Raw genomic sequence first — 25344 nt, 5'->3', positions numbered from 1 at the left:
ACTTCATTCTACACGAATCCGGCCGTGGGCCTTTTTATATTCAGTTCGAGGTGTTGCACTTCATTTTACAATCCGTCTTGCGAAAAAAAAGGGGGGACGGTATTTCGAATTTTTACAACTAACATATTATGTCATTTCGTCGAGGGGACGATCAAGTTGGATTATACTTTGAAAGCGCTTAACAAATCGAGTGTGAGGAGAGGATGCGGTTCGGGCGAAAAGCCTGAACAAACGGTTTGCCGGAACATCACCCTTATGAAGGAGGTTGCTCTATGTCCATCAAGAAAAACTTCGTTTGTCTGCTGACAGCTTCCGTCCTCGTCCTGCCTGTGTCCACATCTGGTTCGGTGTTTGCGGCCGAAGAACAGAAAGCTTCTGCCAAAGTCGTATCGATCAGCGATTACGGAGCCGTGCCGGACGATAACACGGATGATTTGGATTCGATCCGGCAGGCCGTCGCGGCCGCCAAAGCGGCAGGAAAAAGCGTTTATGTGCCCCCGGGTACTTTTTTATACAGGGATGTGATTGTGCTGGACGGCGTCGGTCTCGCGGGCAAAGGGGAGTCGTCGATTCTCCGAAGCACCAATCCGAACAGGCAGGCGGTGCAGCTGGCGGGAAGCGGATCTTCGCTGCGCAAAGTCGCTCTGACCACCGTTCCGGTGACGACCCGCTTGTCCAGTTCCATTTCCGCCCGTGTGCATGTGCTGCCCGAAGCTTCCGACTTTGCCGTAACGGATACCACGATCGACGGAGGTTCGTCGGCGGGGATTATCGTATACGGAAAAAAAGGCGAAATCGAGCAGAACACGATCCGCAATACGCTGGCCGACGGCATCCATATCACCGGAGGGTCTGCCGATATCCGGGTAGAAGACAACACGCTGCGCGACACCGGCGACGATATGATCGCGGTTGTCTCGTACGAGAAGAACAATGCCTGGGTGAGCGGCGTGAAGATTGAAGATAACGACGTTTCGGGCGGCCATGCCCGGGGCATTACCGTATCCGGAGGGACGGATGTCACGATCGAGAAAAACAAAATTGCCTATACGGGCGGAGCCGGTATCTTTATCGCTTCGGAAGGCAGCTACCGCACGTACGAAGTGCGCAATCTGAAAGTCAGCAAGAACGAAATTGTGGGAGACAGCCGCAACCCGTCGATCCCGGAAAAAGGCGGCATTCGGCTTCAAGCGACCAATAAAGAACCGAGTATCGTAAATGCCTCGTTCGAAAAAAATACGATTCGCGACTCGGCGGACAGCGGGATCCTGATCCTGGGTTCGACCCGTATCGAAGCTTCTTTTGAAAAGAACCGGATTGTGAATCCAACGAACCACGGTATTCATATTTTGCGGACGACGGTCGGAGCCCTGCTGTTCGAGAAAAACAAAGTCGAAAACGCAGGCGGCTCGCCGCTGTACAACCAGTCGCGGGCGGAAATAGTCAGCGATCTGCCGAACTCGGCGCCTCCGGGCGGGGGCGAAGAAGACACGTATACGGCTGCGCGGGGGACACCGGTTATCGACGGATCCGTTGACGATGTCTGGATCAATTCGACGCCCCTGCAGCTGAACCAAGATCCCAACGGCACGACCGGAACCGCACGTATCGCTTGGGATAACGGAGCGCTGTACTATCTGTTCGAGATGATCGATGCGACGCCGAATGCGCTGGGTACGGAAGAAAACAACGATTCGGTCGAAGTCTGGGTCGATGAACGGAATGCGAAAAACGGAACGCGTACCGAAGGCGACTACCAGCTGCGCATCGGGCTCGACGGTTCGCTGTCTTCCGCGATTCGCGGGTTCGATCTGTCGAAGGTGAAAAAAGCGGTCGTCAAGCGCGAAGGCGGCTATACGGTTGAACTGGCGGTTCCTTATACGGCGCTAACTCCGAAAGTCGGCGATATCATCGGCTTCAATGCCAGTGCCAACGACGATTCGAACGGAGACGGCAAGCGGGATACGTATCTCAGCTGGGTCGACAAGAACCTGCCTTACTGGGCGGATACGCGCGTGTACGGCGAAGTGAAACTCGCCGATTGAAAACGTTCTCCTTATTTTGGACAAGGCCGGCCTGATTCTGCCGGCCTTTTTGGTGGTGGTAATATTAATGAAACCTTCATGTTGGATCAGCATAAATGATATCGATACGATAGCATCAATTTGAGGGATATGTTAAAATGACATCACATCTTTCTTTCTGCGCGCTAACGCGGAGAATTAAGAGTCAGACATAAAGACAAGAGATACTATACTAATACAGGAAGAATGGGGAGCTATGGCGGACAATCAAAATCTTGAAGCATTGAAAGCACCGGGCGCGGTTTTTTTCATCTTCGGGGCTACCGGAGACCTGGCCCGTCGCAAGTTGTTCCCGGCCATTTTCAGCTTGTACCGGGAAGGAAAATTGGCGGAGGATTTTGCCGTGGTCGGAGTGGCTCGGCGTCCTCGTACGAACGAAGAGTTTCGTGATGACGTATTCCGCTCGATCCAGGAATTCGGACGGTACAAATCTTCCGACCAGGAGAAGTGGAACAAGTTTGCGGAGCACTTCGAATATAAATCCCTCGATATCAACAATGTAGCGGGGTTCCAGGAACTCAAAGAACAGACGGAAGAGATCGAGAAGAAGTTCTCGATTCCGGGCAACCGACTCTTCTATCTGGCACTGGCACCGGAACTGTTTGGCAGCGTCTCGCTGAACCTGCGTGAAGGCGGCATGCTCGACAACGAAGGCTGGCATCGTCTGGTCATCGAGAAGCCTTTCGGTTACGACCTCAAGTCGGCCGAGAAGTTGAACGAAGAGCTGGGTCATGTGTTCAAGGAAGACGAGATCTACCGGATCGACCATTATCTCGGCAAAGAGATGGTGCAGAACATCGAGACCATTCGGTTCTCGAACCTGTTCTTCGAGTCGCTCTGGAACAACAAATATATCGCCAACGTGCAGATCACGCTGGGCGAGACGGTCGGCGTCGAAGAACGCGGCGGCTATTACGATCATGCGGGTGCGCTGCGCGATATGGGACAGAACCATATTCTCCAACTGCTCACGATGATCGCGATGGAACCGCCTAGCCGTCCGCTTGCGGAAGACCTGCGCGACGAAAAGGTGAAAGTGCTGCGTTCGCTGCATCATTTCGCCGATGCCGCCGAAGTCAAAGCCAATGTCGTGCGCGGCCAGTATACGGCCGGACAAAGCAAAGGCAAAGACCTGCCGGGGTACCGCGAAGAAGACAAAGTCGATCCGAATTCGAATACCGAGACGTTCTTCGCGGCTCGCGTATCCGTGGATAACTTCCGTTGGGCCGGCGTTCCGTTCTATATCCGGACAGGCAAACGCCTCCCGGTCAAAACGACGGAAGTCGTGATCGAATTCAAGAAGATGCCGGGCAACATCTACCTCGGACAAAAGCACGACCTGCAGCCAAACCTGCTCGTCATCCGCGTCAATCCGATGGAAGGCATCTACTTCAAGATCAACGCCAAGAAGCCGGGTTCGGAATCCGAAATCGCGCAGGTGGCGATGGAGTTCTGTCAAAGCTGCCTGGTGGGCATCAACTCGCCGGAAGCTTACGAGCGCCTGATCCACGATGCCGCCAAAGGCGATTCCACCTACTTCACGCGTTGGGACGAAGTGGCTTCGGCCTGGGCATTTGTCGACAAAATCGACGCCGCCTGGAAAGAAAATCCGTCGGATGTCAGTGCTTATCCGGCCGGAAGTTGGGGACCGAAAGAAGCGGACGAACTGCTTGCCCGCGACGGATTCCACTGGTGGCCGGTAAACGGCGAAGAAGAAGACAATGTAATCTGGGTAGCCGCTTCGAGCAGCTAAGCCGATTGCAGCATATAGCGGCCTAAGGCCGCAGATCAGCCGCCGTGCGGCCGGATATTCCGGCTGCATGGCGGCTTTTTCTTTTTGGTCAAACAGGGAATTCAAGCTTGACCTTGAAGAATACTTCAACCCTTATGCTGAGTGCAGAAAGCCGATCACGGCTTATCACTCGGAGTTGAAGGAGAGAATCAAGATGAAAAAGAGTACGAAAGCCCTGCTGCTCGGAGGGGCGGCAGGAGCGGCGGCTGCCGCGTATATCTATCAGTCGAAAAAAAGCGGGCAAAGTCCAAATCCGCTGCGCCGGCTGTTTCCCGTGTTTACGATGCCGGAACCACGCGGTCCTTATGCGATCGGAACATTCGAAGCGCACTTGACCGACCCCAGCCGGCAGGAGAGCCGAAGAGGGACGGCTCCGCTTGGTGCCGGTGCCCGTGAAGTGCCGGTGACCGTCTGGTATCCGGCTGATCCAGTCGATGCGGAAGCGGCAGGCGGGCCGGAGCATTATCCGGCTTCGTTGGGTGAATGCATGGCGCTCGTATTCGGCCTGCCTCAAAGATTATTCGGGCATTTGGAACAGGTAGCCACACATACTTTCCGGGATATCCCGCTCTCCGCCGAAGATTCTGCTTATCCGGTGCTGCTGTTCTCGCCGGGGATCCGGTCGACGCGTTTTCAAAGTCTGATGCTCATCGAAGAGTTGGTCAGCCGGGGGTATATCGTGGTCGGGATGGACCATCCGTATACGTCGGCCCGGGTACAGCTTGCAGACGGCAGCGAGGCCCTGTATATGCACGAGCCGGTGTTTGGACAGTCGCATGAACGCTACGAGTATAACGTCGGAGAAGTCGCGGTACGCGCCAAGGATGCACGTTTTGTGCTGGATACGCTGGAGGCATGGAATACGGCCGGTTCGGGACATTTGCTGTGCGGCCGAATGGATCTGGAACGCGCAGGCATTCTGGGCCATTCCTACGGAGGAGCGACAGCGGCAGAAGCGCTCGGATCGGATGGGAGATTTGCCGCCGCGCTCAGCCTGGAAGGCGGATTCTGGAGCGAGACGCCGCAAAAACCGCTGGCACGGCCGTTCATGTACCTGTTCACCGGAGGGACGCAGCAGAGCCTGGATCCGAAGCAGCCGAAAAAGGAGAAAGTCTTTTTTGAAGAGTGGCAGGAAGATGCCCAGCGGGTCATGCGATCGGGGCAAAGCGACCGGCTGTTCGCGGTCATCGAACCGTTTTTCCATCAAAGCTTCACGGACGTCGCTTTTGTATCGCCGCAGCTGTTCGCCCGCCAATTGACGCCCGAACGCACAGCCGAGATTACAAGCACTTATTCCGCTGCCTTTTTCGACCGATATCTCAAAGGAATCCCGTCGAATCTTCTCGGACAGGACCAACCCCAATTTCCGGAGGTCCGTTACGATCCGGCGCTGACCCGCATACAAGTTCAAGACGAGGAGGCGCAGAGATGAAAAAGATGACCCGTGGGCAGTTGGCGAAACAAACAGGGCTAACCCCCGCCACCATCCGGTTCTACGAGGACCGCGGCGTGCTGCCTGAGCCGGAACGCAGCGAGAACGGTTACCGGCTGTACGGCGAAGAGTATCTGACCATGGTCCGTTTTATCCAGGATACCAAAGCGCTGGGTTACCCGCTCGCCCGAATCGGCGAAACGCTGCGAGAGCTTGGCGCAAGCCCGGGAATCGGCGTCGAAGCGCTGCGGGGCTTGGTGCGCAGGCAGATTGCCGATATCGAGCGGCAGGAGCAGCATTTGGCGGAAGTGAAGCGGCATCTGAACCGGCTGCTGGACGAATACGACGACGATGAGGTGCGGGAATACGCGCGTTCGTTCCGCCGCGATTCGGACCGGTAACGAAAATTGCGGACCGTCCCTTTTTTCGCTCCAGATTCTATCCTTGTCCGCGCTCTAATTATGGTACAATACAGGGATGAAGACGTACGATACAGAAGGGAATGTGAACATGAACGAAGCTGAAGAAAAGGTTTTGCGCGATGAAGTCGAGAAACGCAGAACTTTTGCTATTATATCTCACCCGGATGCCGGGAAAACGACGTTGACGGAGAAGCTGCTGCTCTTCGGCGGCGCTATTCGTCTGGCCGGAACGGTCAAAGCCCGTAAAGCAAGCAAGCACGCGACAAGCGACTGGATGGAAATCGAGAAGCAGCGGGGGATTTCCGTAACGTCCTCGGTCATGCAGTTCGACTACGACGGTCACCGCATCAATATTCTGGATACGCCGGGTCACCAGGATTTCAGTGAAGATACGTACCGGACGCTGACGGCGGCCGACAGTGCGGTCATGCTGATCGACGTAGCCAAAGGCGTGGAAGCGCAGACGATCAAGCTGTTCCAGGTCTGCGCGAAGCGCGGGATTCCGATCTTTACCTTTATCAACAAACTCGACCGCGAAGGCCGCAGTCCGTTCGACCTGATGGAAGAACTGGAACAGGTGCTCGGCATCCGCGCCGTTCCGATGAACTGGCCGATCGGGATGGGGCGCGAGCTGAACGGTATCTACGACCGGATGAAGAATCAGGTCGAGCTGTTCCAGGGCGACGACCATTCGCAGATCAAAGTCCAGAAAGTCGACGATTACCGCGATCCGATCATTTCGCAGATGGCCGGCGAGTATCACGCGAACCAGCTGGCGGAAGAACTTGAACTGCTGGACGTAGCGGGCGATCAATTCGATGCCGAGAAAGTGGCGCGCGGCGAGCTGACGCCTCTCTTCTTCGGCAGTGCAATCAACAACTTCGGACTGCAGACCTTCCTGCAGAATTTCCTGGAACTCGCGCCGAAACCGGCTCCGCGCCGCAGTACGGAAGGCGAAATTGAACCGGTGCGCGAGAAATTCAGCGGCTACGTGTTCAAGATCCAGGCGAACATGAACCCGGCGCACCGCGACCGCATCGCGTTCCTGCGTATCGTATCGGGCAAGTTCGAGCGGGGGATGAGCGTCAAGCACGTTCGCGTCGGCAAAGACATCAAGCTGTCCCAGCCGCAGCAGTTCTTGGCCCAGGACCGTGATATCGTCGAAACGGCATACGCCGGCGACATTATCGGATTGTTCGACCCGGGCATTTTCCGGATCGGCGATTCGCTGGTGGAAGGCCAAAGCTTCGAATTCGACGAGCTTCCGACGTTCTCGCCGGAAATTTTCGCCAAAGTCACGGCCAAAAATGCGCTTAAACACAAGCAGTATCAAAAAGGGATCGATCAGCTGACGGAAGAAGGAACCATTCAGGTCTTCCGCACGGTCAGCTTCGACGATACGATTCTCGGCGTTGTCGGCCAGCTCCAATTCGAAGTATTCGAATACCGGATGAAAAACGAGTACGGCGTCGATGTGCAGCTGCAGCGCCAATCGTTCCAATTCGCACGCTGGATCGTGGCACCGGAGATCGACCCTTCGAAATTCCGGATCAACTCCACGCTCGTCAAAGACAAAAAAGGCAACTATGTCGCGCTGTTCGAGAATGAATACGCCATGCGCACTGCGATCGATAAAAATCCGGACGCCCAGTTCCTTGAAATGGCGCCCTGATTTTTAAGGAGGCCCGAGAAGAATGGGAAAAGGTAAAAAGCAGTACGCGGTCATCGGTATGGGCCGGTTCGGATCCAGTGTGGCCAAAACACTGAGCCAGATGGGCTTCGACGTGCTGGCAATCGATGCCAGCCAGCAGCGTACCCAGGAGATTTCGAGCCTTGTCACCCACGCGGTATCGGCGGATTCCACGGATGACGAAGCGCTCAAAGCGCTTGGTATCCGCGGTTTCGATGTCGTGGTGGTCGCGATCGGCCAGGATATCCAGGCGAGCATTCTCACTACGCTGATCCTGAAAGAAATGAACGCGCCGATGATTATTGCCAAAGCCCAAAACGAGCTGCACGGCAAAGTGCTCAGCAAAATCGGCGCGGACAAGGTTATTTTTCCGGAGCGGGATATGGGAACGCGGGTTGCGCATAATCTGACTTCGCCTAATATTCTCGACTACATCGAACTGTCGGGCGATTACAGCATCTTCGAGATGCTGGTGCCGGCACGCATGGTAGGGAAGAATCTGATCGAGCTGAATTTGCGGCAAAAATACGGCTGCAACGTCATAGCGGTGCGGCGTGGCAGCAAGATGAATATCTCTCCGGAACCGCACGGACGTCTCTGGGAAGGCGATGTGCTCGTTATCGTCGGTGAGCGGGACGATCTGGTCCGGTTGGAGCTTGCGTTCGACAAGCACGGGTAGCAAATCTTGTTCGTTGAAGAAGCGTGGGCAGGATTTCTAAGCGTTAGATGGATCAGATAAGATATAAGGCAAGGATATAAAGGTATCGCTGTTGCGATACCTTTCGATTTTTTAACGGACATTAAGAAGGGGAGGGAGAAACGGATGCGACATGCGCAGATCGAATCGACGTCGAATGCCCGCGTGAAAGAATGGGCAGGCCTGCTGGAGAAAAAGCACCGCGACCGCCAAGGGAAATACATGGTAGAAGGCGTGCATCTGGTGCAGGAGGCGCTGCGCTCGGGAGCCGATGTGGAATGCGTCGCCTATGACATGGCGCGGGGCGTGCCGGCCGAATTGGCCGAGGATGCGCGAAGCAGCAGTACGGATTGGATCGCCGTTTCGGCTGCGATCGTCTCCAAATGCACCGAAGCGAGAACACCGCAGCCGGTATTCGCCGTCGTACGCAAATCGTCGGCGAAACTTGCGGACGTCCTGCAGGCAGCCAACGGCTTGGTTGCCGTGCTGGACGGCGTACAAGACCCCGGCAACGTAGGCACGATTATCCGGGCCGCCGATGCCGCGGGTGCGGCGGGTGTGCTCATCGGCCGGGGCTGCGCGGATATCTACAATCCCAAAACGGTGCGTTCGACGATGGGCTCGCTGTTTCATCTGCCGATCGTGGAGGGCGATCTGACCGAACTGCTGCCGCAGGCGCGCGAAGCCTCGGCCAAGATTGTCAGCACGAGCCTTCAGGCGCAGCAAAACTGCTATGAAGCGGATTACCGCGGCGCGACATGGTTCGTGTTCGGCAGCGAAGGCGGCGGCGTCTCTCCGGAAGTCGAAGCGTTCGTGGACGAAGCGATCATTATCCCGATGCCGGGCCGCGCGGAATCGCTGAATGTGGCGATGGCCGCTTCGGTTCTGCTGTTCGAAGCGGTACGGCAGCGGTTGAATTAGTTCGGCCTATGCACGGAACACCAAAAGATATCCAAAAACAATTCTCAAAAAAAGCCTTTCCCTTTATCAAGAGGAAAGGCTCAACGTGTCGAGAAAGTCTGATTCCGAGAGAAGCGAGGAGGCGGAGGGAGAAATTCAGTGAAGGAACGATAGTGTTCGCCTTTGAAATCGGGAAAATTCCATTGAAATTTGATCGTTTTTCCCGATTTCAACACGCGACCGAAACGAATTTCTCCCGCAGCCGACAAGCTTTTCACACGAATAGGACTTTCTCGACAGCCTGAGCCGTTCCCCTTATCAAGGGGAACGGCTTTTTGCGGACGAACCTTGTTCAGACTTCGTCCCATATCCGCTGAACATTGTTAAAAGCGATTCGCGTTCCTTCGAGGCAGTCTTCCATGCCTTCGTATTCGATCGAGAGGAAGCCGTCGTAACCGGAAGATTTGACCAGAGCGAGGATCGCCGGCAGATCGAGATCGCCGTGACCGGCAATCGCGCCGCGCAGATAGCTGCCGCCCGCGCTGGTGAACCAGCCTTCCCCGGGATTGCGGGAAGACGGACGGATATAGAAGTCTTTGATATGCACCATCGAAGCGATCGGCAGATTATTGCGGACGGCGGTCAGCGGATTCTCGTCCACACAGACAAAATTGCCGACATCGAGCGTCGTACGGAAGTTTGGCCGATCCACCGCATGGACCAGCGTCTGCACCCGGTCGCTTGCCTGAACGTAATAACCGTGGTTCTCGACACTGGTTGTGATTCCATATCCGGCCGCATGATCGGCGATGCGCCGGCAGGCCGCCGCGATCTGCTCCAGGTCTTCGTTGAACCGGAGAATGGACGTGTCTTCGCGCGAAGCGACATCGTGGCGCATCAGCTTGATGCCCAGACGATTGGCGCGATCGACTTCGGAGATCACCCGCGCAATTTCTTCTTCGTACGACGCTTCGCTGTCCGTAATAAAGTTCGCGCCAATCGCATAATTCGAAAGTTCCAGACCCAGCTCTTTGGCCCTAACGACGAGACGCGCTTCAAGCCCTGGATCTTCATCAAAGTCAAAACCCAACCCCGGAACGATCTCGATATGCCGGGCACCGATTCCGGCAGCCCAGCTCAACCATTCTTCGATGGTCAGACGGCCCTGGTGCATAGCCTGATACAAACTGTATGAACTTATTCCGAGTTTCATAAGTATCCTCCTTGGGGACGAAGTCCAACGATCAGACGTTTCCGCGATACCGCTCAATAAACCGGACCGCGCCGGCAATATCCGCGGCAGGGTCGCTGCCGACTTCGCGTTCGATCGTCAGGTAACCGGTATAACCGATCTCCTGCAGCGCCCGGAAATAGGCGTCGAAGTCCACGTCGCCTTCGCCCGGCGGCAGTTCGATGAAGTCGGCTCCGCCGGAAGCCATATCGGCGATCGCTTCATGGTCCATCGCGCTGTAGCCGAGGTAACCGTAAACTTTCTTGGGATCGACTTCGCGCAGACGGCGTCCGTCTTTGACGTGGGTATGCACGATATAGTCTTTCAGCAGATGAACGCCCCGGACGGGATCGTCTCCGGTGACCATGACCATATTGGCGGGATCGAAGTTGACGGATACGCCTTTGCCTCCAAGCGTGTCGAGAAAACTTTTGAGATGGGCGGCCGGTTCGGGTCCGGTCTCGATCGCAAAGTAAGCGTTCTGGCTGCTGGCATACCGGGCGAGTTCTTCGCAGGCGCGGTGCATCGCTTCATAGATCGGGCCGGTCGGGTCTTCGGGAACGATGCCGATATGGGTCGTGACGACGTTCGTGCCGAGCTCGAGCGCCAGGTCGAGGATTCGTTTGGATTTCTCGATCTTCTCCGGGTTAACGGAAGCATCCTGGAACCCGTGGCCCGCCAGATCGCCGCAGAGCGCCGAGATTTCAAGCCCGAGGCTTGCGATAAAGTCCCGCAGTTCGCGCCGTTTGGCGCCGACCAGCACAGCCGGGTCCATCTCGCCGGATACGGCATAGATCTGGACGCCGTCGGCTCCGACTTCTTTGGCTTTTTTGAGTCCTTCGGTGACACCGATCCCGAAGCTGTCCACGATCACGCCGATTTTGTGGGTCAGTTGCAGATTTGCGGTCATCGTTATTCTCCTCCGTCCAAACGAATTTCCCGGCCTTCGGCGGCCGAGCGGTAAATAGCGTTCAACAGCCGGATCATATCTACGCCGTCTTCAACCGGACAGAGGTTTGTACCTTTGCCCTGGCACAGATCGACGAAATGGTTGATTTCCCGCTTGAAGCTGTCGACGAAATCAAAGCCGGGCGTACTCAGCTGGGGATCGATATTCAGGATGGTATTGTGGCGTTCCGTGACGATCGACAAGGCCGGCTCGATCTCGGCGCCGCCGCGTTCGCCGAACACGGCAATCTGCGACGAATCTTTGCGGGCATGCAGGGAAAAACTGACGTCGACCGCAAGAGACGCTCCGTTCTCGAACCGGATCAGCGCGTTGGCCATATCTTCGACCGTATTGACGGACGGATCGAAATCGGCCGCCTGGTAATACGAGAAATTCTCGATATTCGAACGGTTGCCGAGCTTGCGGTACGTGTTTCCGGTGACGGAAGCGACTTTGGGTCTGCCCATCAGATACCAGCACAGATCGATGACATGGACGCCGATATCGATCAGCGGCCCGCCGCCCGAACGCTCCTCGTCCGCAAACCAGCCGCCCGGATTGCCGAGGCGGCGAATCAGGCTGGCTTTGGCATAGTACAGCTCGCCCAGCTCGTCCGCATCGATAAAGCGTTTGAGCACTTCGATATTGGAGGCATGCCGGCGCACGTAGCCGACCTGAAGCACGCGCCCGCTTTCCCGGACCGCCTGTTCGATTGCCAAAGCTTCATCCACCGTTTTGCAGAGCGGTTTTTCGCACAGGACATGTTTGCCCGCGTGCAGCGCATCGATACTGATTGCCGCATGGGAGTTGTTCCAGGTGCAGATGCTGACGGCATCGACCTCCGCAGAAGCGAGCAGCTCGCGGTAGTCTCCGTACACGTCGGCAATTCCGTATTTCTCCGCCGTTTGCTGGGCGCGCTCTTCGTTCAGGTCGCATACCGCAGTGAGGCGAACCTGCGGATTTGACGCGTAAGCCTGCAGATGGGCATCCGAGATCGAACCGCATCCGATAAGACCGATACGTACAATTTCCATGGCCGAATTCATCCTTTCGGGATTCATATGTTATATTTGTTCATGGATAACCGATGTGACAGGTCTAATTTAACATAGCGGAGCAAAGGAGAGAATGTTCAGGATGACCCAGTATATGGACTATACGATCAGCCCGGTTCCGATTCGCGTCTTCTCGCCGCCGTTCGATCCCGTCCGCCGGCGCATCAAGTCGATCGCGCTGGTGAACGCGGGACATCTGCCGGGTAGGACGCTGCAGCGGGAGAATGTTCAGTTCCATCATTGGGCGATCGTATTGATTACGGGGGGACAGGGACATTACCGGGTCGACGTCGGGGAAACGCAGCGCGTCGAGGCGGGATCCTGGTTCTGCGTCTATCCGGGAGTGCTGTTCGACTACGGCCCCGACCCCGGCGGGTATTGGGACGAATACTATTTTACGGCCGAAGGGGAACGGGTCGAAGAATGGCGCCGGGGCTGGCTGCCTCCCGAAGGCCAGGTTCATGGTCTGGCTGTAAGCGAAGCGCTGCTGCAGAGGCTTGAGAACCTGCTTCGGCTGGTCGGCAGCGGGACACCGGGCAATCTCGACCGGGCGGCGATGCAGCTGGAACAATTTGTGTACGAAATCGCAGCCGGCGGGGAAGAACGCGAAGCGGGCCGGCGGGAGCTGTTGGTGCAGAAAGTCATCGAAGATATCCAGAGCGTGCTGCATCTGCCGCCGACAGTCTCGGATATGGCTGCCCGGCATCATGTATCGGTCTCGACGCTGCGCCGAATCGTGCACGAGTATACGGGGTATCCGTTCAACGAATTTCTGCACCGCCTGCGTACGGGAGAAGCGGGACATATGCTGCTGAATACCGATATGAGCGTCAAAGAACTCGGGGAACGGCTCGGCTACCGGGACATGTTCTACTTTTCCCGGGTATTCAAGCGGATTACGGGAGTATCGCCGAGAGAGTACCGGAGCCGGGTCGGTCCGTAACGAGAGGTAGGCAATTCGGGGCGCGAACCCCGGTGCTGCGCAATACCTTATTGGTTTTTTTAACTGCCGCCGTTATAATGGGTGTAGCTTTACAAATATTTTTACAGGCCTGGGCATTCCTTATTGAAGGGACAGAGCCAGAACCATATAGAGTTTTACGACAGTTATCGTTTCGGCAGGGGAGGGAAATTTGTTGTTTCAAATCGGCGGTAAAGTCTATGAAGTGATGATCAACCACAAAAACGGCTGGAATGCGGAAGCGTTCCGCGGCCGCTACAGCGAAATTCTGGAGCGCTACGATTACATCGTCGGAGACTGGGGATACAACCAGCTGCGTCTCAAAGGGATGTACCGCGACGGACAGCCCAAAGCGGCGAAGGAATCCCAGGTTTCTTTTACAACCGACTATATTACGGAACACTGCAACTTCGGCTGTGCGTACTTCGTTCTGCGCAAAGTGAAAGATATGCGGGATGTCAAAGACCCGGCGGAAGCGGCGTTGTACGAAGATCTCGGCGAGCTCAAGGAACCGGTTCGGGAAACCCGCGAATCGCATAAGACCCAGGAAGCCGCCAAAGAGAGAAGCGAGCATACGTCTCCGAAAGAACGCAAGGAACAGCGCGGCGGCCGAGGCGACCGGGATTCCAAAAACGGCCGCGGGGACCGGACGCAGGGCACGCAGGAATCGAGTGCACAGGAATCCAAAGAAAAAGCGCAGGGCCATTCGGGCAAAAAGAACGGGCAGCGCGGCGAACGTCCGAATCGCGACCATTTGGGCCGCGACAAAGACAAGCCGAAGGCATCCGGCGGCGAGCCGAACGCTCAGCCGAGCGGCCGCAACCGCAAACGCGAGGATCGCGGCGGCGAGTCGAGATCCGGACAGCGGCGCGACGCAGGCGAACGTCCAAGCCGCGAACAGGCGGCTCCGGCGCAGCCGAATCCGAACGCCGAGACGGCCCCGGCTCCAAGCGAAGCTTCCCGTCCGGATCAGGAAACGGCCAAGTAACATCGGAACGGGATTTCTAAAGAAAACGAAAGCTTCAAGAAAAGGGTACAAAAAAAGCGGCTCAAGCGAGCCGCTTTTTTGTACCCTTTTCAGTGTGGAGTTCGGTTCGCGTGAAAGGTCTGCGAACCGAAAGCGTGCTTTTTTCAGGAATAAGGATGCTTCGAACGGATCAGCCCAGGAACGCTTCGCGTACCCGGTTCCAGAACGGAAAAGGGCGATAGCGGGCAAAGCTGATCTTCTGGCTCGACACGCGGCAGCGGACGGAGACCAAATCGTCGATCGTCAGGTAGCGGTGATCCATCGTCAGCAGCAGCCGCTGCTCCTTGCGCGAATAAATATCGCAGTGATGGTGCTTGGGAAGCACAAGCGGCGAACCCAGCGTACGGAAGACCCGATTGTTGATCGAAGCGATCTCCGCGATCTGCAGCGCCTCGAGGGTCGGGTGCATGATCGCACCGCCGAGGCCCCGGTTGTAGGCGGTACTGCCCGACGGCGTGGATACGCAGATCCCGTCGCCGCGGAACATCTCGAATACTTCGTCGTTGATATCGATCTGCACGACCATGGTCGCTTCGGCGCCTTTGATCGCGAATTCGTTCAATACGGTATGGATCGAAGTTCCCGATTTGCGTTCGATCTCAAGTTCCAGCAGCGGGTACTTGACGATCTTCGGACCCAGTCCGCCTTCGCCCGCTCCCGACATGAATTTGATCAGTTCGGGCAGATCCTGGGCTTTCCAGTCGGCATAAAAACCGAGATGCCCGGTATGGACCCCAACAAAAGCGATCTCCGGAATACGGTCGATAAACGAGTGGAACGCATGCAGCATCGTGCCGTCGCCGCCGATCGAAACGACGATCTCCGGAGACTCGGAATCCATTTCGAATCCTTTTTCGGCCGCGAGTTTATGGAATTGTTGGCTCAAATCGATCGACAGTTGATCGCCGCGATCCAGTACATAATATTTCAACGGTTGAACGCTCCTTTGCTCGGCGTTTTGGCTTGCGGCCGGCGGTTCTGCCGGCACCTGTTCCCGTTCATTTTACCATGTTGGGCCATCCCCGTCGCACAAAAAGTTTTTTTGTGCATTTTCTTTTCAAACCCGGAGAAAGCGGTTGCAAAATGGCTTTATTTTTTGATGAACTATGGTAGAATAAAAAAACCAAACTCTATTTCCGGCCTTTTGGCGGATTACATGTACCGAATGTCGGCACGTTGTCCTTAAATTCGAGATGGACGGAGTGGTCAAATGAGTATCGTAACGGCTATCATGGTATGCGCTTTTGTCTACGTGATCCGCGTTTCTCTGGAACATACCGGGGAAGAGGAATGGAGCGGATATTGAGACTCTAGTCTAACATAGCTGCGGTTCCGGGGGACGGACGCGCGGCAGCAGCTTCAGCGCGGGGCACAGGCCCGGCGCTTTTTGTTTTTCGTGGAAACTGTGCACAAAGTCCGGCCTGAAAAGGCCGACAGTTTGCTATAATACAAGAGTACCTCCTTCCGGAGGACCAAAACGATCATCCCACACGAAATCGGATGCGAAAGCGGGTAATGGATATGAACTCCGAACAGAACATCTACGAGCAGCTCGGCGAATCAGCCGGCCTGCGGCGTATTATCGAAACCTTTTACGGAAACGTGGTACAGGAGCCTCTGCTGGCGCCGCTGTTTCCTGAGGATATTCAACCGGTCATTGAACGGCAGCAGCAGTTTCTGACCCAGTTCTTCGGCGGTCCGCCGCTTTATTCGGAGCAGCACGGGCATCCGATGATGCGGGCGCGCCATATGCGTTTTCCGGTGACCAATGAACGGGCGGAGGCCTGGTTGGCCTGCATGAATGCGGCGCTCCAAGAGAATGAAGTAGAGGACGAGCTGCGTGAATTCGTGATTGCCCGGCTCAAAGGTCCGGCTTATCATTTTGTAAATACCCCGTAACTACAAGCAGCCTTGCACAAGACACCAGAAAGAAGGGCTTATCACTATGGAGATTGATCCGCTGTTTCAAATTACGACCGCCTGCGTGTGCTGCGACAAAAAGTTCGAAACGAGCCGGGTGCGGCCGAGTTTTAAACAGACGGTCCGGCGGGACTCGGACTTTTGCGCCTATTACAAAAACGAAAACCCGGATTATTACGTCGTTCGGGTCTGTCCGCACTGCGGTTTTGCTTTTACCGAAAACTCTGCGGCCGTATTGAATGCGGATCAGCGCAAGCGATTCGAGGAGAAGCTCGGAGCCGCGGCGAAAAAGAAAGAGTACGGCGGCAAACGGACACTCGAAGGCGCACTGGAGACTTACAAACTTGCGCTGATCTGCGCCCAGGTGATCCAGGACAAGGAGCGGATTGTCGCAAGTCTGCTGCATCATATTGCCTGGCTGTACCGCTACGCCGGCAACGAAGAGCAGGAAGCCCGCTTTATCGGATTCGCACGTGATTCGTACGTGCGCGTCTACGAGACGGAATCCGCCGGTCCGAGCGATGCCCGTCTGATGTACCTGATCGGAGAACTCTGCCGCCGCATGGGCGAGTTCAACGAAGCGGTACGCTGGTTCTCGCGCGTTATCCATGATCAGCGGATTATGGATGCGGGCATGATTCGCGCGTCCCGCGAGCAGTGGGCGACTCTGCGCGAAGAGATGCTGGCGCGCAAAATGGAACTGCCTACAGAGATGCAGGAGTCCTGAAGCACGGATCGAAGCGGCAGCAGTTCCCCTATTCAACCATTCAAACCTCCCGTTCGGACAGAGCGGGAGGTTTTTTGCGTTTTTTCGGATCAAAGACAGCGGCCAAGCCCTGCCAAGAGAGAGGGGTTTTTATTGAAAACCTTTTTGGTGATGTAATCTATGTTGACGCAAATCGAACCTCATCCTAATATAGGGGGTGTACAGACAAAAGAGGTCTTTTTCAGAGAAATTCAGTAAGATACAGCAATCAATGAACGGATTCTGTAACAACCAGTAAGGTGCGGGAGTGTTCAACAAAAGAAACGGGGGATAACGATGACCGTCATTTTGAACGACAGCAGGCTGAAAGAAAAGGTGATTTTCCCGAGGGAATACCCGATTCATCTCTCGGACACGATCGGGGTGACGACCCAGTATCAGCGGCTGCACGCCCATGATGCCCTGGAGATCAATATGATCAAAGCGGGTACCGGCTACTACATCATCAACGGGGTGACCTACGATTTCGAAGCCGGGGATATCGTGCTGATCCAGTCGGGAGCGCTGCACTGTGCCTACGAGAAGGAAGGGCTGGTCATGCAGGTTATCACGTTCGACGCCGCCTGGTTTATGGGCAGCCAGCGTTCCGATCCCGATATCTTGAGTCCGTTCAAAGAAATGGGCGTGTATTTCACGCCTGTTCTCGATCGCGCCCATCCCCGCCTGCCGGCTCTGCGCGAGCTGCTGCTGGCGATCCAGGAAGAACACGACTCGGCGCGCGCTTCTTACGTGTCCGTCGTTTATGCCTATATGCTGCAGTTTTTCGTCCAGGTTAACCGGCATTTCCGCCAGGAGAACGTCGAACCGAGCAAGAACCCCGTTTCTTTCGCCCAGCTTGAGAAGATCCGCCTTGTGATCCGCGCCATGGAAGACCGGCATGCCCATTCGTGGACGCTGGAAGAACTGGCAGCCCTCGCTTATCTCAGCCCTTCCCGCTTCAGCGATATTTTCCGCCGCGCCGTCGGCGTCTCGCCGCTGACCTACCTGATCCAGATTCGCCTGGAGAATGCGTACCGTCTGCTGGAGACGACCGATTTGAAGATCGTGGATATCGCCATAGAATGCGGATTCCGCACCTTATCCAATTTCAACCGCCTGTTCAAACGCCATATCGGCACCGAGCCCAGACTGATTCGAAGCAAAGTAAATTCATGCTGCAGGAAGATAGTACCGGTTTCCGATCATTTTGGCGGAGTGGAAGCCTCTGTGCCCGAGTAAGATTGAGTCAGGAAAAGTCACTCCAGCGGTGATGCCTACTCACACATGGCTAGGGAAAGGGGGTCCGTATGCAGAATACCACGCACCGGATATCCGTCGAGAAACAAAAGGCCAAGCCGTCGTGGTTCAAACGGTTTGGCAGGCAGTGGGATCTTCAACTGATGGTGCTGCCGGCGCTGCTGTTCATCTTGGTCTTCAGCTATATTCCGATGTACGGCGTACTGATGGCGTTCCAGGATTACAGTCTGTTCGATGGGTTTTCCGGAAGTCCTTGGGTCGGATTCAAGCATTTCGAAATGTTCTTCGGCGCTCCCGAGTTCTGGACGGTCATCCGCAATACGATCGTAATCAGTCTGCTGAAACTGCTGATCGGGTTCCCCGCTCCGATTCTTCTGGCGCTGATGCTGAACGAGGTCAAGCACCGGATGTTCAAAAAGGTCGTGCAGACGATCAGCTACCTGCCGCACTTTCTGTCCTGGGTTATCGTTTCGGGGTTTGTCATGTCGATGCTGTCCACGGAAAACGGGAGTGTCAACATGCTGCTGCAGAGTCTGAACTTGGTCAAAGAGCCGATTAACTTCCTTTCCCTGCCGAAATACTTCTGGACGATTCTCGTGACGACCGGCGTCTGGAAAGAAATCGGATTCGCTTCAATCGTCTATCTGGCGGCCATCGCCGGGGTCGACCCGTCCATGCACGAAGCGGCGGCCATGGACGGAGCGGGCAAGCTCAGACAAATCTTTTCCATTACGCTGCCTTCGATTATGCCGGTTGTGATCGTGTTCCTTATTCTGGCGATCGGCAATCTGCTGAGTGCGGGATTCGAAGATATCCTGCTGCTCGGGTCCAATCCGGTATTGAGGGATGTGGGCGACGTACTCGATACATATGTGTACCGAACCGGGATCCAGAACAACCGGTATTCGTACGCAACCGCCGCGGGACTGTTCAAATCGCTGCTCGGCGTCCTGCTGCTGGTCGGGGCGAATTACGCGGCGCGCCGCTCGGGCAACAGCCTATGGTAAATCGAAACGGAGGTGCGTTGGCATGAAGCCTTCAACCGGAGACCACGTGCTGCTTACGGTGGTCTATGCGCTGCTCGCCGTCATGGCTTTTGTCGCTTTCTATCCGTTCTGGAATGCGGCGGTCATTTCGTTCAACAACGGAACGGATACTTTGCGCGGCGGCATTACCTTCTGGCCGAGAGCTTTTACGCTGGAAAATTATCAGGTCGTCTTTGAAGACAGCCGCCTGGTGAACGGCTTCGTGATCTCGGTGCTGCGTACGCTGATCGGCACGCTTCTCTCGATCGGAGCCACGGCCATCTTCGCGTACGGCATGAGCAGGTCCGAGCTGATCGGCCGCAAAGGCTACATGATCTTTTGTATCATCACGATGTATTTCAGCGGCGGATTGATTCCGACCTTCCTGCTGATCCGCTCGCTCGATTTGTTCAACACTTTCTGGGTCATGATCATTCCCGGGATTATCAGCGTGTGGAACATGATTATCTTCCGTACCTTTTTCAAAAGCATGCCGGCGGGACTGGAAGAATCGGCGAAAATCGACGGCTGTTCCAACTGGGGCGTTCTGTTTCGGATCGTGCTTCCCCTGTCGGGTCCCGTTATCGCCACCTTGTCGCTGTTCACGGCCGTGTATCACTGGAATGACTGGTTTACGCCGAGCATCTATATCAGCAACGCCGATCTGCTCCCGATTCAGACGAAGCTGCAGCAGATTCTGAATTCCAACATTATGAGCGAGCAGATGGCGCAGATGGATTCGGCAGCCCAGGGCCGGATGAGCCGGATGAAGGCCGTCACCTCCAAATCGCTGTCGATGGCCACGATGATGGTCGCAACCATTCCCATTTTGTGCGTCTATCCGTTCCTGCAAAAGTATTTCGTCAAAGGTGTGCTGGTCGGTTCTCTGAAAGAATAGGCAAAAGCGACGAAGGGGGCAAAGCGATGAGCAACGGTAAAAAGGCACTGCGTTTCGGATCGGTTCTGCTGGCATTGACACTCGCACTGACAGGATGTACGGGGGGCGGCTCGTCCGGCTCCGGAGAAGCCAAAGGCGGCAGCGGCACCTCGGCCGAAGGCGGAGGCAAAGACGCTTACGTGCTCGGCGAAAGCCCGCTGGAGTTTTCGTTCTACGGTCATTACGACTGGTACACGATGCCGAACTGGGGCGAGGACAAAGCGTCGGAATGGATCAAAGCCAACAAGAAGGTCAACGTCGTTCCGATCAGTTCCGGCGGCCAGGCCAAGCAGAAGCTGAGCACGATGATCGTGTCGGGCGAGCTGCCGGACGTGATGTGGATGGAGCGCGGCGCGGATGTCGAGACGCTGCGCAAAGCCGGTGCGATCGTGCCTTTCGACGATTATCTGGACAAATATCCGAATCTCAAAAAATGGGCCGGCGAAGAAACGCTCGATATGCTTCGTTCGGAAGACGGCAAACTGTACCAGTTCCCGAACTGGTATACGACGCAGCCCAACGGCAATGCCGGCTATATGGTCAACAAGAAAATCTACAACGAGCTTGGCAAGCCACCGCTTGAAACGACCGAAGACCTGTACGCCTATCTGAAGCAGGTCAAAGAAAAATATCCGGACGTCGTGCCGCTCGAAGTCGGGCAGTCCGCCGGAGCGATCGATATCATGACTTCGGCTTTTGCGGAGAACCGTCCTTATCTGTACAGCTCGCTCAGCATGATGGCCGTTCCTTCGGGCGATACGCTGAATTCGGTGTTTACGGACGGCATATTCCGCGAAACGCTGGTCTACTTCAATCAGCTGTACCGGGACAAACTGATCAGCCAGGACGCTTTTACGCAGCCGCTGGAACAGGTGGAGCAGAAGATCATTACCGGCAAAGCGGCCGTCTACGTGGCGTCCAGCCCAACCGAATTCGGGGCGATCGGCAACTCCCTGCTCAGCGAAGAAGATCCGGAAGCGGGCTATATCATGGTCTGGCCGGTACACAAAGAAGGTCTGGACAAGAACAAAATTTTCCCGGGCACCTACAATCAGCTCGGATGGAACGTCAGCGTCATTTCCAAAACGGCCAAAGATCCCGAAGCGATCTTCGCGTTCCTCGATTGGCTCACGGGGCCGGAAGGCCAGCGGATCAGTATGTGGGGACCGGAAGGACTGTATTGGGACGGCGTCGACGAAGAGGAAGCGCCGCTGTTTACCGAAGCCTTCACCGCGGATACCAAAGGCCGCGACGAGCTGATGAATTCCACGGTCAATCTGCAGTGGGTCGGCAACACGGTCTACGTGGACAATTCCAAGATGAAGTTCGAAGCCACCCTGCCGGAAGACAAGAAAAGCTGGGAAACGAAATGGCAGTCGGAGATCACATGGAAAACGCAGTATGACACGACGGAGTTCGTCAATCTGTCGCCTGCCGGAGATTCGGCGGAAGGCATCATTGCACAGAGCGTCGGCGAAATCTACGAGAAAGCCAAAGCCCAGGCCATCTTGAACGCGGGCAGCGAAGCGGACGTGCTGGCGATTATGGATCAAGCGGAAAAAGACGCGCAGCAGGTCGGTTACGCGAAGCTGCTGGAGTACAAAACGCAAAAGTGGAAAGAGAATCTGGCTAAGCTGGGCCGATAAACCGGTCCGAACGAAAAATAAATACAGACATGCGGAAGCGGCGGTTTGATGGAGGGCAACCAATTTGAATTATTATCTGGGCGTTGACGGCGGAGGCAGCAAAACACTCGCCGTAGTCTGCGACGAAACGGGCCGGATCGCCGGCCGCGCTTCGAGCGGCTGCGGCAACCACCAGCTCGGTGCCGATATCGCCGAACACTATATCCGGCGGGCGGTAGACGAAGCGCTGGGACAGGCGGGGATCGGCAAAGAGCAGGTAGCCCGCTCCGTATTCGGGCTGGCGGGAGCCGACCGGGAAGCCGATTTCCGGATTCTGCGCCCCATGATCGCGGGGCTTGGCCTGGATCGCCACGAGATCGTCTGCGACACGGTGATCGGGCTGCGTGCGGGTACCCGGCAGGCTCACGGAGTCGTCGTGATCTGCGGGACGGGAACCAACTGCTACGGCATCAACCGGCAGGGCGAAGAACTTCAGGTCGGCGGGTTCGGGTATACGTTCGGCGACTTCGGCGGAGGATCGGATCTGGCCGTCGAAGTATTCCGTTCGGTGATTCGGGCCTGGGAAGGCCGGGAGCGGCCGACCCTGTTGGCGGAAGTGGTCCTGCGCTGCCTGAGCATGGGGTCGGAAGAAGAAATGTTCCATCATTACCTGGATACCGGCAGACACATCCCGGCCGATCTGGCGAAGCTTCTGTTCGAAGTGGCGGAATTCGACGAGACGGCCAGAAGTATTCTGGCCAGGCAGGGGCGGGAGCTTGGGCGCGCGGCCGGAGCGGTCATCCGCAAGCTGGACATGGAAAGCGAACGGTTCGATCTGGTGATGGCCGGCAGTATTCTGACCCGCGGAGACAGCCGTTATATTGTTCCGTATCTGGACGAAGAGGTACGGGCCGCGGCTCCCGCTTACGAGTTGGGCATTCTGACACTGGAGCCGGTGGCAGGCGCACTGTTTATGGCGATGAGTGAGCAGGGCGGTACGGATGAAGAGATTTATCGCCGGATTCATCAACAATTAAGCGTAAAGGCGGCGAGTGCATGACGCAGCATAAATTGAAAGTGGCGGTGATCGGCGGCGGTTCTTCCTACACCCCCGAGCTGATCGAAGGGTTTATCCTGAATTACGCGACGTTTCCGGTGACGGAGATCGTGCTGGTCGATATCGAACCGGGTCTGCGCAAGCTGTCGACCGTCGGCCGACTTGCCCAGCGCATGGTCGCCAAATCGGGTCTGCCGATCGAAGTCTCGCTGACCCTGGACCGCCGTTCGGCGCTGAGAGACGCGGACTTCGTCTCGACCCAGATGCGGGTCGGCATGCTGGAAGCCCGCGGGTGGGACGAGACGATCCCGCTCAAATACGGCATGATCGGTCAGGAAACGACGGGACCCGGCGGCATGATGAAAGCGCTCCGGACGATCCCTGTACTGCTCGACGTCGCCCGCGACATGGAAGAATTGTGTCCCGATGCCTGGCTGCTCAACTTCACCAATCCGGCCGGCATGGTGACGGAAGCGATCAACAAACATTCGCGGATTCGGACGATCGGTCTGTGCAATTCGCCGATCGCCGCGTACAAGTGGCTGTCGAAGCTCTACGACGTTCCGATCGAACGCATTTACTGCGAATTTGCGGGCCTCAACCATCTGCATTATATCAGCCGGATCGAGATCGACGGACAGTCGAAGCTGCCGGAACTGCTGGACAATCGCGACGGTTATTCCGCCCGCAATGTGCCGCAGTACGAATGGAACGGCGCGCTGCTGCGTACGCTTGGCGCAATCCCGTCCTATTACCTGAAATACTTCTATCTGCACCGCGAACTTCTGGCCGAGCAGCAGGAATTGGCGGCCAAAGGCGAGACTAGGGCGGAAACGGTGCAGCGGCTGGAAAACGAATTGTTCGAGCTATACAAAGACGTCAATCTGGCCGAAAAGCCCAAGCAGCTTGAACAGCGCGGCGGCGCTTATTACTCCGAAGCGGCGGTCAAGCTGATGAATTCGCTCTATAACGACAAAGGCGACATCCAGACGCTGAATGTCGCCAATAACGGCATCCTCGATTTTCTTCCGGACGATGCCTGCATCGAGGTGAACTGCAAAGTCTTGAAGACCGGGCCTGTTCCGGTTCCGGTCGAGATCGTTCCCGAAGCCGCCAAAGGCTTGATCCACGCTGTGAAGGCGTACGAACGGCTCGCGATCGAAGCGGCCGTGACCGGCAGCCGCGAGCTGGCTCTGACCGCCCTGGCCCATCATCCGCTGGTGCCTTCGGTGAACGACGCCGAAGCGATGCTCGATGAGATGCTGGAGCGGAACAAAGGATATCTGGGGCGTTTTTTCCGGAATGAAGCGGCTGTTCGTTAGTTATTCGTTGGCTGTTGGGTGTTGGCTTCAATTGATCCTGATCGTAGAACTCTATAATCTATTTCGCCAAAAACGACCTTCGAAGGCATATTCTTCGAAGGTCGTTGATTATTGTTCGCCCAATTCTTCATCGATCATAAGGATAAGGAGGACCCTTGATTGATTTTCTGTCAACGTAGAATACTCTGAAAGGAGAGAATATAGGGGGTAGATTGCCGAAAAAGCAGCGTAGACTCGATAAAACTCTTCTTTTCGGTTTAAAGGTGCTCCTACATTGCTTTTTATGTAACCTAGCCGTAAATCTATGCGATTTTGCCTTTCTACGCTGCTTTTTAGGCAACGTAGGCAGAGATTTTAATTTTTTTATAACAAAAAGCCCTTCGAAGAAAGTCTTCGAAGGGCTTTTGTAATCTTCCTCTTCCCAAAAAACAGGGGAGTAAAGCGTTTTGCTCTCATCCCGGCCAAGAAGTCCGCAGGACTCTGAAAAAGGCTTAGAGTGGAGGAGAAAGTCCAGTGCAGGAGCGGCAGCGTTCGCCTTTGCAGTCGGGAAGCTTTTTCATCCTTGTCCAAGCCGGCTTCCCGGCTGCAGCAAGCGACCGAAACGGACTTTCTCCGGAGCCCGTCCGGCCTTCCCCCAGGTCCTTCCGCACAGGGCTTTCACCCGCGACAACAACCGCGCCTTACTTCACGACCGTATCCGTCATCAGATAATCGTCGTCGCAATCCAGCACCGTCAGTCTGCCGTGGCAGCACGGAAACACCGTCAGGCGCTTGCGGCCGGTATGGATGTCTTCCAGTTCCGACGGCTTGATCGGCAGCAGGACGTTCTCCGCTCCGCAGAACGGACACTGGGGAACCGTGAGATCGCCCATCAGATGATCGTAAGGCAGTGCTTTTTCAAAAGGGATCATACGCTTATTCGTTCTCCCCGGTCTTGTCGCTGTCGGTCTTTCTTTCCGCTTCCTGTTTCGCCAGCTCGGCCAGCTTCTGCATCAGGATATGCTGCGGCATATGCATCAGATGTTCGATCGGAACATTCAGCTGTTTGGATAGTTTGATCGCCGTGTCCGGCGAGATTTGCAGAGGTCTCATGATGGATTCCCTCCCGTGTCAGATTTGGCTTCATAAGACGTTTTCGCTATAGTTATACTGTACCATGAGGCCTTATCAAACACCATATAGGCCCATGAACCGATTATGACGCAGCGTTCCGGCC

General features: G+C 55.8%; 23 protein-coding genes. 17 read left to right on the top strand and 6 right to left on the bottom strand.

Going from position 1 to position 25344, the window contains the following annotated elements; translation table 11 throughout:
* The first annotated feature begins 272 nt into the window (after positions 1-272).
* The 7 genes from HRQ60_RS20480 (at position 273) to HRQ60_RS20450 (ending at position 9038) form a co-directional block, all read left to right on the top strand.
* The gene (locus HRQ60_RS20480; protein WP_172199576.1) at positions 273-2045 is read left to right on the top strand and encodes a sugar-binding protein; all 1773 of its coding nucleotides are present in this window, start codon (positions 273-275) and stop codon (positions 2043-2045) included.
* A 235-nt stretch (positions 2046-2280) separates the two neighbouring features.
* A complete protein-coding gene (zwf, locus tag HRQ60_RS20475; RefSeq protein WP_172199573.1) occupies positions 2281-3837 on the top strand; it encodes a glucose-6-phosphate dehydrogenase in 1557 nt (518 codons plus the stop codon).
* Between the two features lie 193 nt (positions 3838-4030).
* Entirely contained in the window at positions 4031-5308 is a 1278-nt protein-coding gene (locus HRQ60_RS20470) for an alpha/beta hydrolase family protein (protein ID WP_172199570.1), read from the top strand.
* Positions 5305-5709, top strand: a complete 405-nt coding sequence (locus tag HRQ60_RS20465; RefSeq protein ID WP_172199567.1) for a MerR family transcriptional regulator — start codon at positions 5305-5307, stop codon at positions 5707-5709. Before HRQ60_RS20470 ends, HRQ60_RS20465 begins: the two co-directional genes overlap by 4 nt.
* A gap of 109 nt (positions 5710-5818) precedes the next feature.
* On the top strand, positions 5819-7402 hold the full coding sequence (locus HRQ60_RS20460) for a peptide chain release factor 3 (protein WP_172199564.1): 1584 nt from the start codon (positions 5819-5821) through the stop codon (positions 7400-7402).
* Positions 7403-7424: 22 nt separating this feature from the next.
* Positions 7425-8099, top strand: coding sequence for a potassium channel family protein (locus HRQ60_RS20455; protein WP_172199561.1), 675 nt, complete (start codon positions 7425-7427; stop codon positions 8097-8099).
* Positions 8100-8243: 144 nt separating this feature from the next.
* Positions 8244-9038: a TrmH family RNA methyltransferase gene (locus tag HRQ60_RS20450; RefSeq protein WP_172199559.1), complete on the top strand. Its 795-nt coding sequence runs from the start codon at positions 8244-8246 to the stop codon at positions 9036-9038.
* A gap of 331 nt (positions 9039-9369) precedes the next feature.
* Here HRQ60_RS20450 and HRQ60_RS20445 read toward each other — a convergent pair whose 3' ends face one another.
* Genes HRQ60_RS20445 through HRQ60_RS20435 form a run of 3 tightly spaced genes read right to left on the bottom strand, consistent with a single transcriptional unit; the run spans position 9370 to position 12231 of the window.
* Complete coding sequence (locus tag HRQ60_RS20445; protein ID WP_172199556.1) at positions 9370-10230, bottom strand: sugar phosphate isomerase/epimerase family protein; 861 nt, start codon at positions 10228-10230, stop codon at positions 9370-9372.
* Positions 10231-10261: 31 nt separating this feature from the next.
* On the bottom strand, positions 10262-11158 hold the full coding sequence (locus HRQ60_RS20440) for a sugar phosphate isomerase/epimerase family protein (protein ID WP_172199553.1): 897 nt from the start codon (positions 11156-11158) through the stop codon (positions 10262-10264).
* A 2-nt stretch (positions 11159-11160) separates the two neighbouring features.
* Complete coding sequence (locus HRQ60_RS20435; RefSeq protein ID WP_172199550.1) at positions 11161-12231, bottom strand: Gfo/Idh/MocA family protein; 1071 nt, start codon at positions 12229-12231, stop codon at positions 11161-11163.
* A 103-nt stretch (positions 12232-12334) separates the two neighbouring features.
* Between HRQ60_RS20435 and HRQ60_RS20430 the strand changes: the two genes are divergently transcribed.
* Positions 12335-13195 (top strand): helix-turn-helix domain-containing protein, encoded by an 861-nt coding sequence (locus HRQ60_RS20430; protein WP_172199547.1) that lies wholly within the window; start codon positions 12335-12337, stop codon positions 13193-13195.
* A gap of 193 nt (positions 13196-13388) precedes the next feature.
* Positions 13389-14201 (top strand): YutD family protein, encoded by an 813-nt coding sequence (locus HRQ60_RS20425; protein WP_172199544.1) that lies wholly within the window; start codon positions 13389-13391, stop codon positions 14199-14201.
* Positions 14202-14370: 169 nt separating this feature from the next.
* On the opposite strand, the gene HRQ60_RS20420 is transcribed toward HRQ60_RS20425, so the two are convergent.
* On the bottom strand, positions 14371-15171 hold the full coding sequence (locus HRQ60_RS20420; RefSeq protein ID WP_172199541.1) for an NAD kinase: 801 nt from the start codon (positions 15169-15171) through the stop codon (positions 14371-14373).
* Between the two features lie 590 nt (positions 15172-15761).
* On the opposite strand from HRQ60_RS20420, the gene HRQ60_RS20415 reads away from it, so the two are divergent.
* The 8 genes from HRQ60_RS20415 to HRQ60_RS20380 all read left to right on the top strand — a co-directional run bounded on the left by HRQ60_RS20415 (position 15762) and on the right by HRQ60_RS20380 (position 24128).
* Positions 15762-16139, top strand: coding sequence for a globin domain-containing protein (locus HRQ60_RS20415; RefSeq protein WP_172199587.1), 378 nt, complete (start codon positions 15762-15764; stop codon positions 16137-16139).
* A gap of 46 nt (positions 16140-16185) precedes the next feature.
* Positions 16186-16887: a DUF2225 domain-containing protein gene (locus HRQ60_RS20410; protein ID WP_172199538.1), complete on the top strand. Its 702-nt coding sequence runs from the start codon at positions 16186-16188 to the stop codon at positions 16885-16887.
* A 315-nt stretch (positions 16888-17202) separates the two neighbouring features.
* Positions 17203-18144, top strand: a complete 942-nt coding sequence (locus HRQ60_RS20405) for a helix-turn-helix transcriptional regulator (RefSeq protein ID WP_172199535.1) — start codon at positions 17203-17205, stop codon at positions 18142-18144.
* A gap of 68 nt (positions 18145-18212) precedes the next feature.
* Positions 18213-19169 (top strand): ABC transporter permease, encoded by a 957-nt coding sequence (locus tag HRQ60_RS20400; RefSeq protein ID WP_172199532.1) that lies wholly within the window; start codon positions 18213-18215, stop codon positions 19167-19169.
* A gap of 22 nt (positions 19170-19191) precedes the next feature.
* Positions 19192-20085, top strand: coding sequence for a carbohydrate ABC transporter permease (locus HRQ60_RS20395; protein ID WP_172199529.1), 894 nt, complete (start codon positions 19192-19194; stop codon positions 20083-20085).
* A 26-nt stretch (positions 20086-20111) separates the two neighbouring features.
* The gene (locus HRQ60_RS20390) at positions 20112-21770 is read left to right on the top strand and encodes an extracellular solute-binding protein (protein ID WP_172199526.1); all 1659 of its coding nucleotides are present in this window, start codon (positions 20112-20114) and stop codon (positions 21768-21770) included.
* A gap of 64 nt (positions 21771-21834) precedes the next feature.
* The gene (locus HRQ60_RS20385) at positions 21835-22809 is read left to right on the top strand and encodes an N-acetylglucosamine kinase (protein WP_172199523.1); all 975 of its coding nucleotides are present in this window, start codon (positions 21835-21837) and stop codon (positions 22807-22809) included.
* Entirely contained in the window at positions 22806-24128 is a 1323-nt protein-coding gene (locus tag HRQ60_RS20380; RefSeq protein ID WP_172199520.1) for a 6-phospho-beta-glucosidase, read from the top strand. Before HRQ60_RS20385 ends, HRQ60_RS20380 begins: the two co-directional genes overlap by 4 nt.
* Positions 24129-24808: 680 nt before the next feature.
* Here the strand turns inward: HRQ60_RS20380 and HRQ60_RS20375 are convergent.
* Positions 24809-25039 (bottom strand): hypothetical protein, encoded by a 231-nt coding sequence (locus HRQ60_RS20375; RefSeq protein ID WP_141447133.1) that lies wholly within the window; start codon positions 25037-25039, stop codon positions 24809-24811.
* A 4-nt stretch (positions 25040-25043) separates the two neighbouring features.
* Positions 25044-25220 carry a YycC family protein gene (locus tag HRQ60_RS20370; protein ID WP_172199517.1) on the bottom strand — a complete coding sequence of 59 codons (177 nt, stop codon included), beginning with the start codon at positions 25218-25220 and terminating at the stop codon, positions 25044-25046.
* Positions 25221-25344 lie beyond the last annotated feature (124 nt).

This window comes from Saccharibacillus qingshengii (genome assembly GCF_013185195.1).
Lineage (GTDB): Bacteria > Bacillota > Bacilli > Paenibacillales > Paenibacillaceae > Saccharibacillus > Saccharibacillus qingshengii.
The sequence above is the reverse complement of the archived record's forward strand: the minus strand, read 5'-3'. Positions and strand labels throughout refer to the sequence as shown.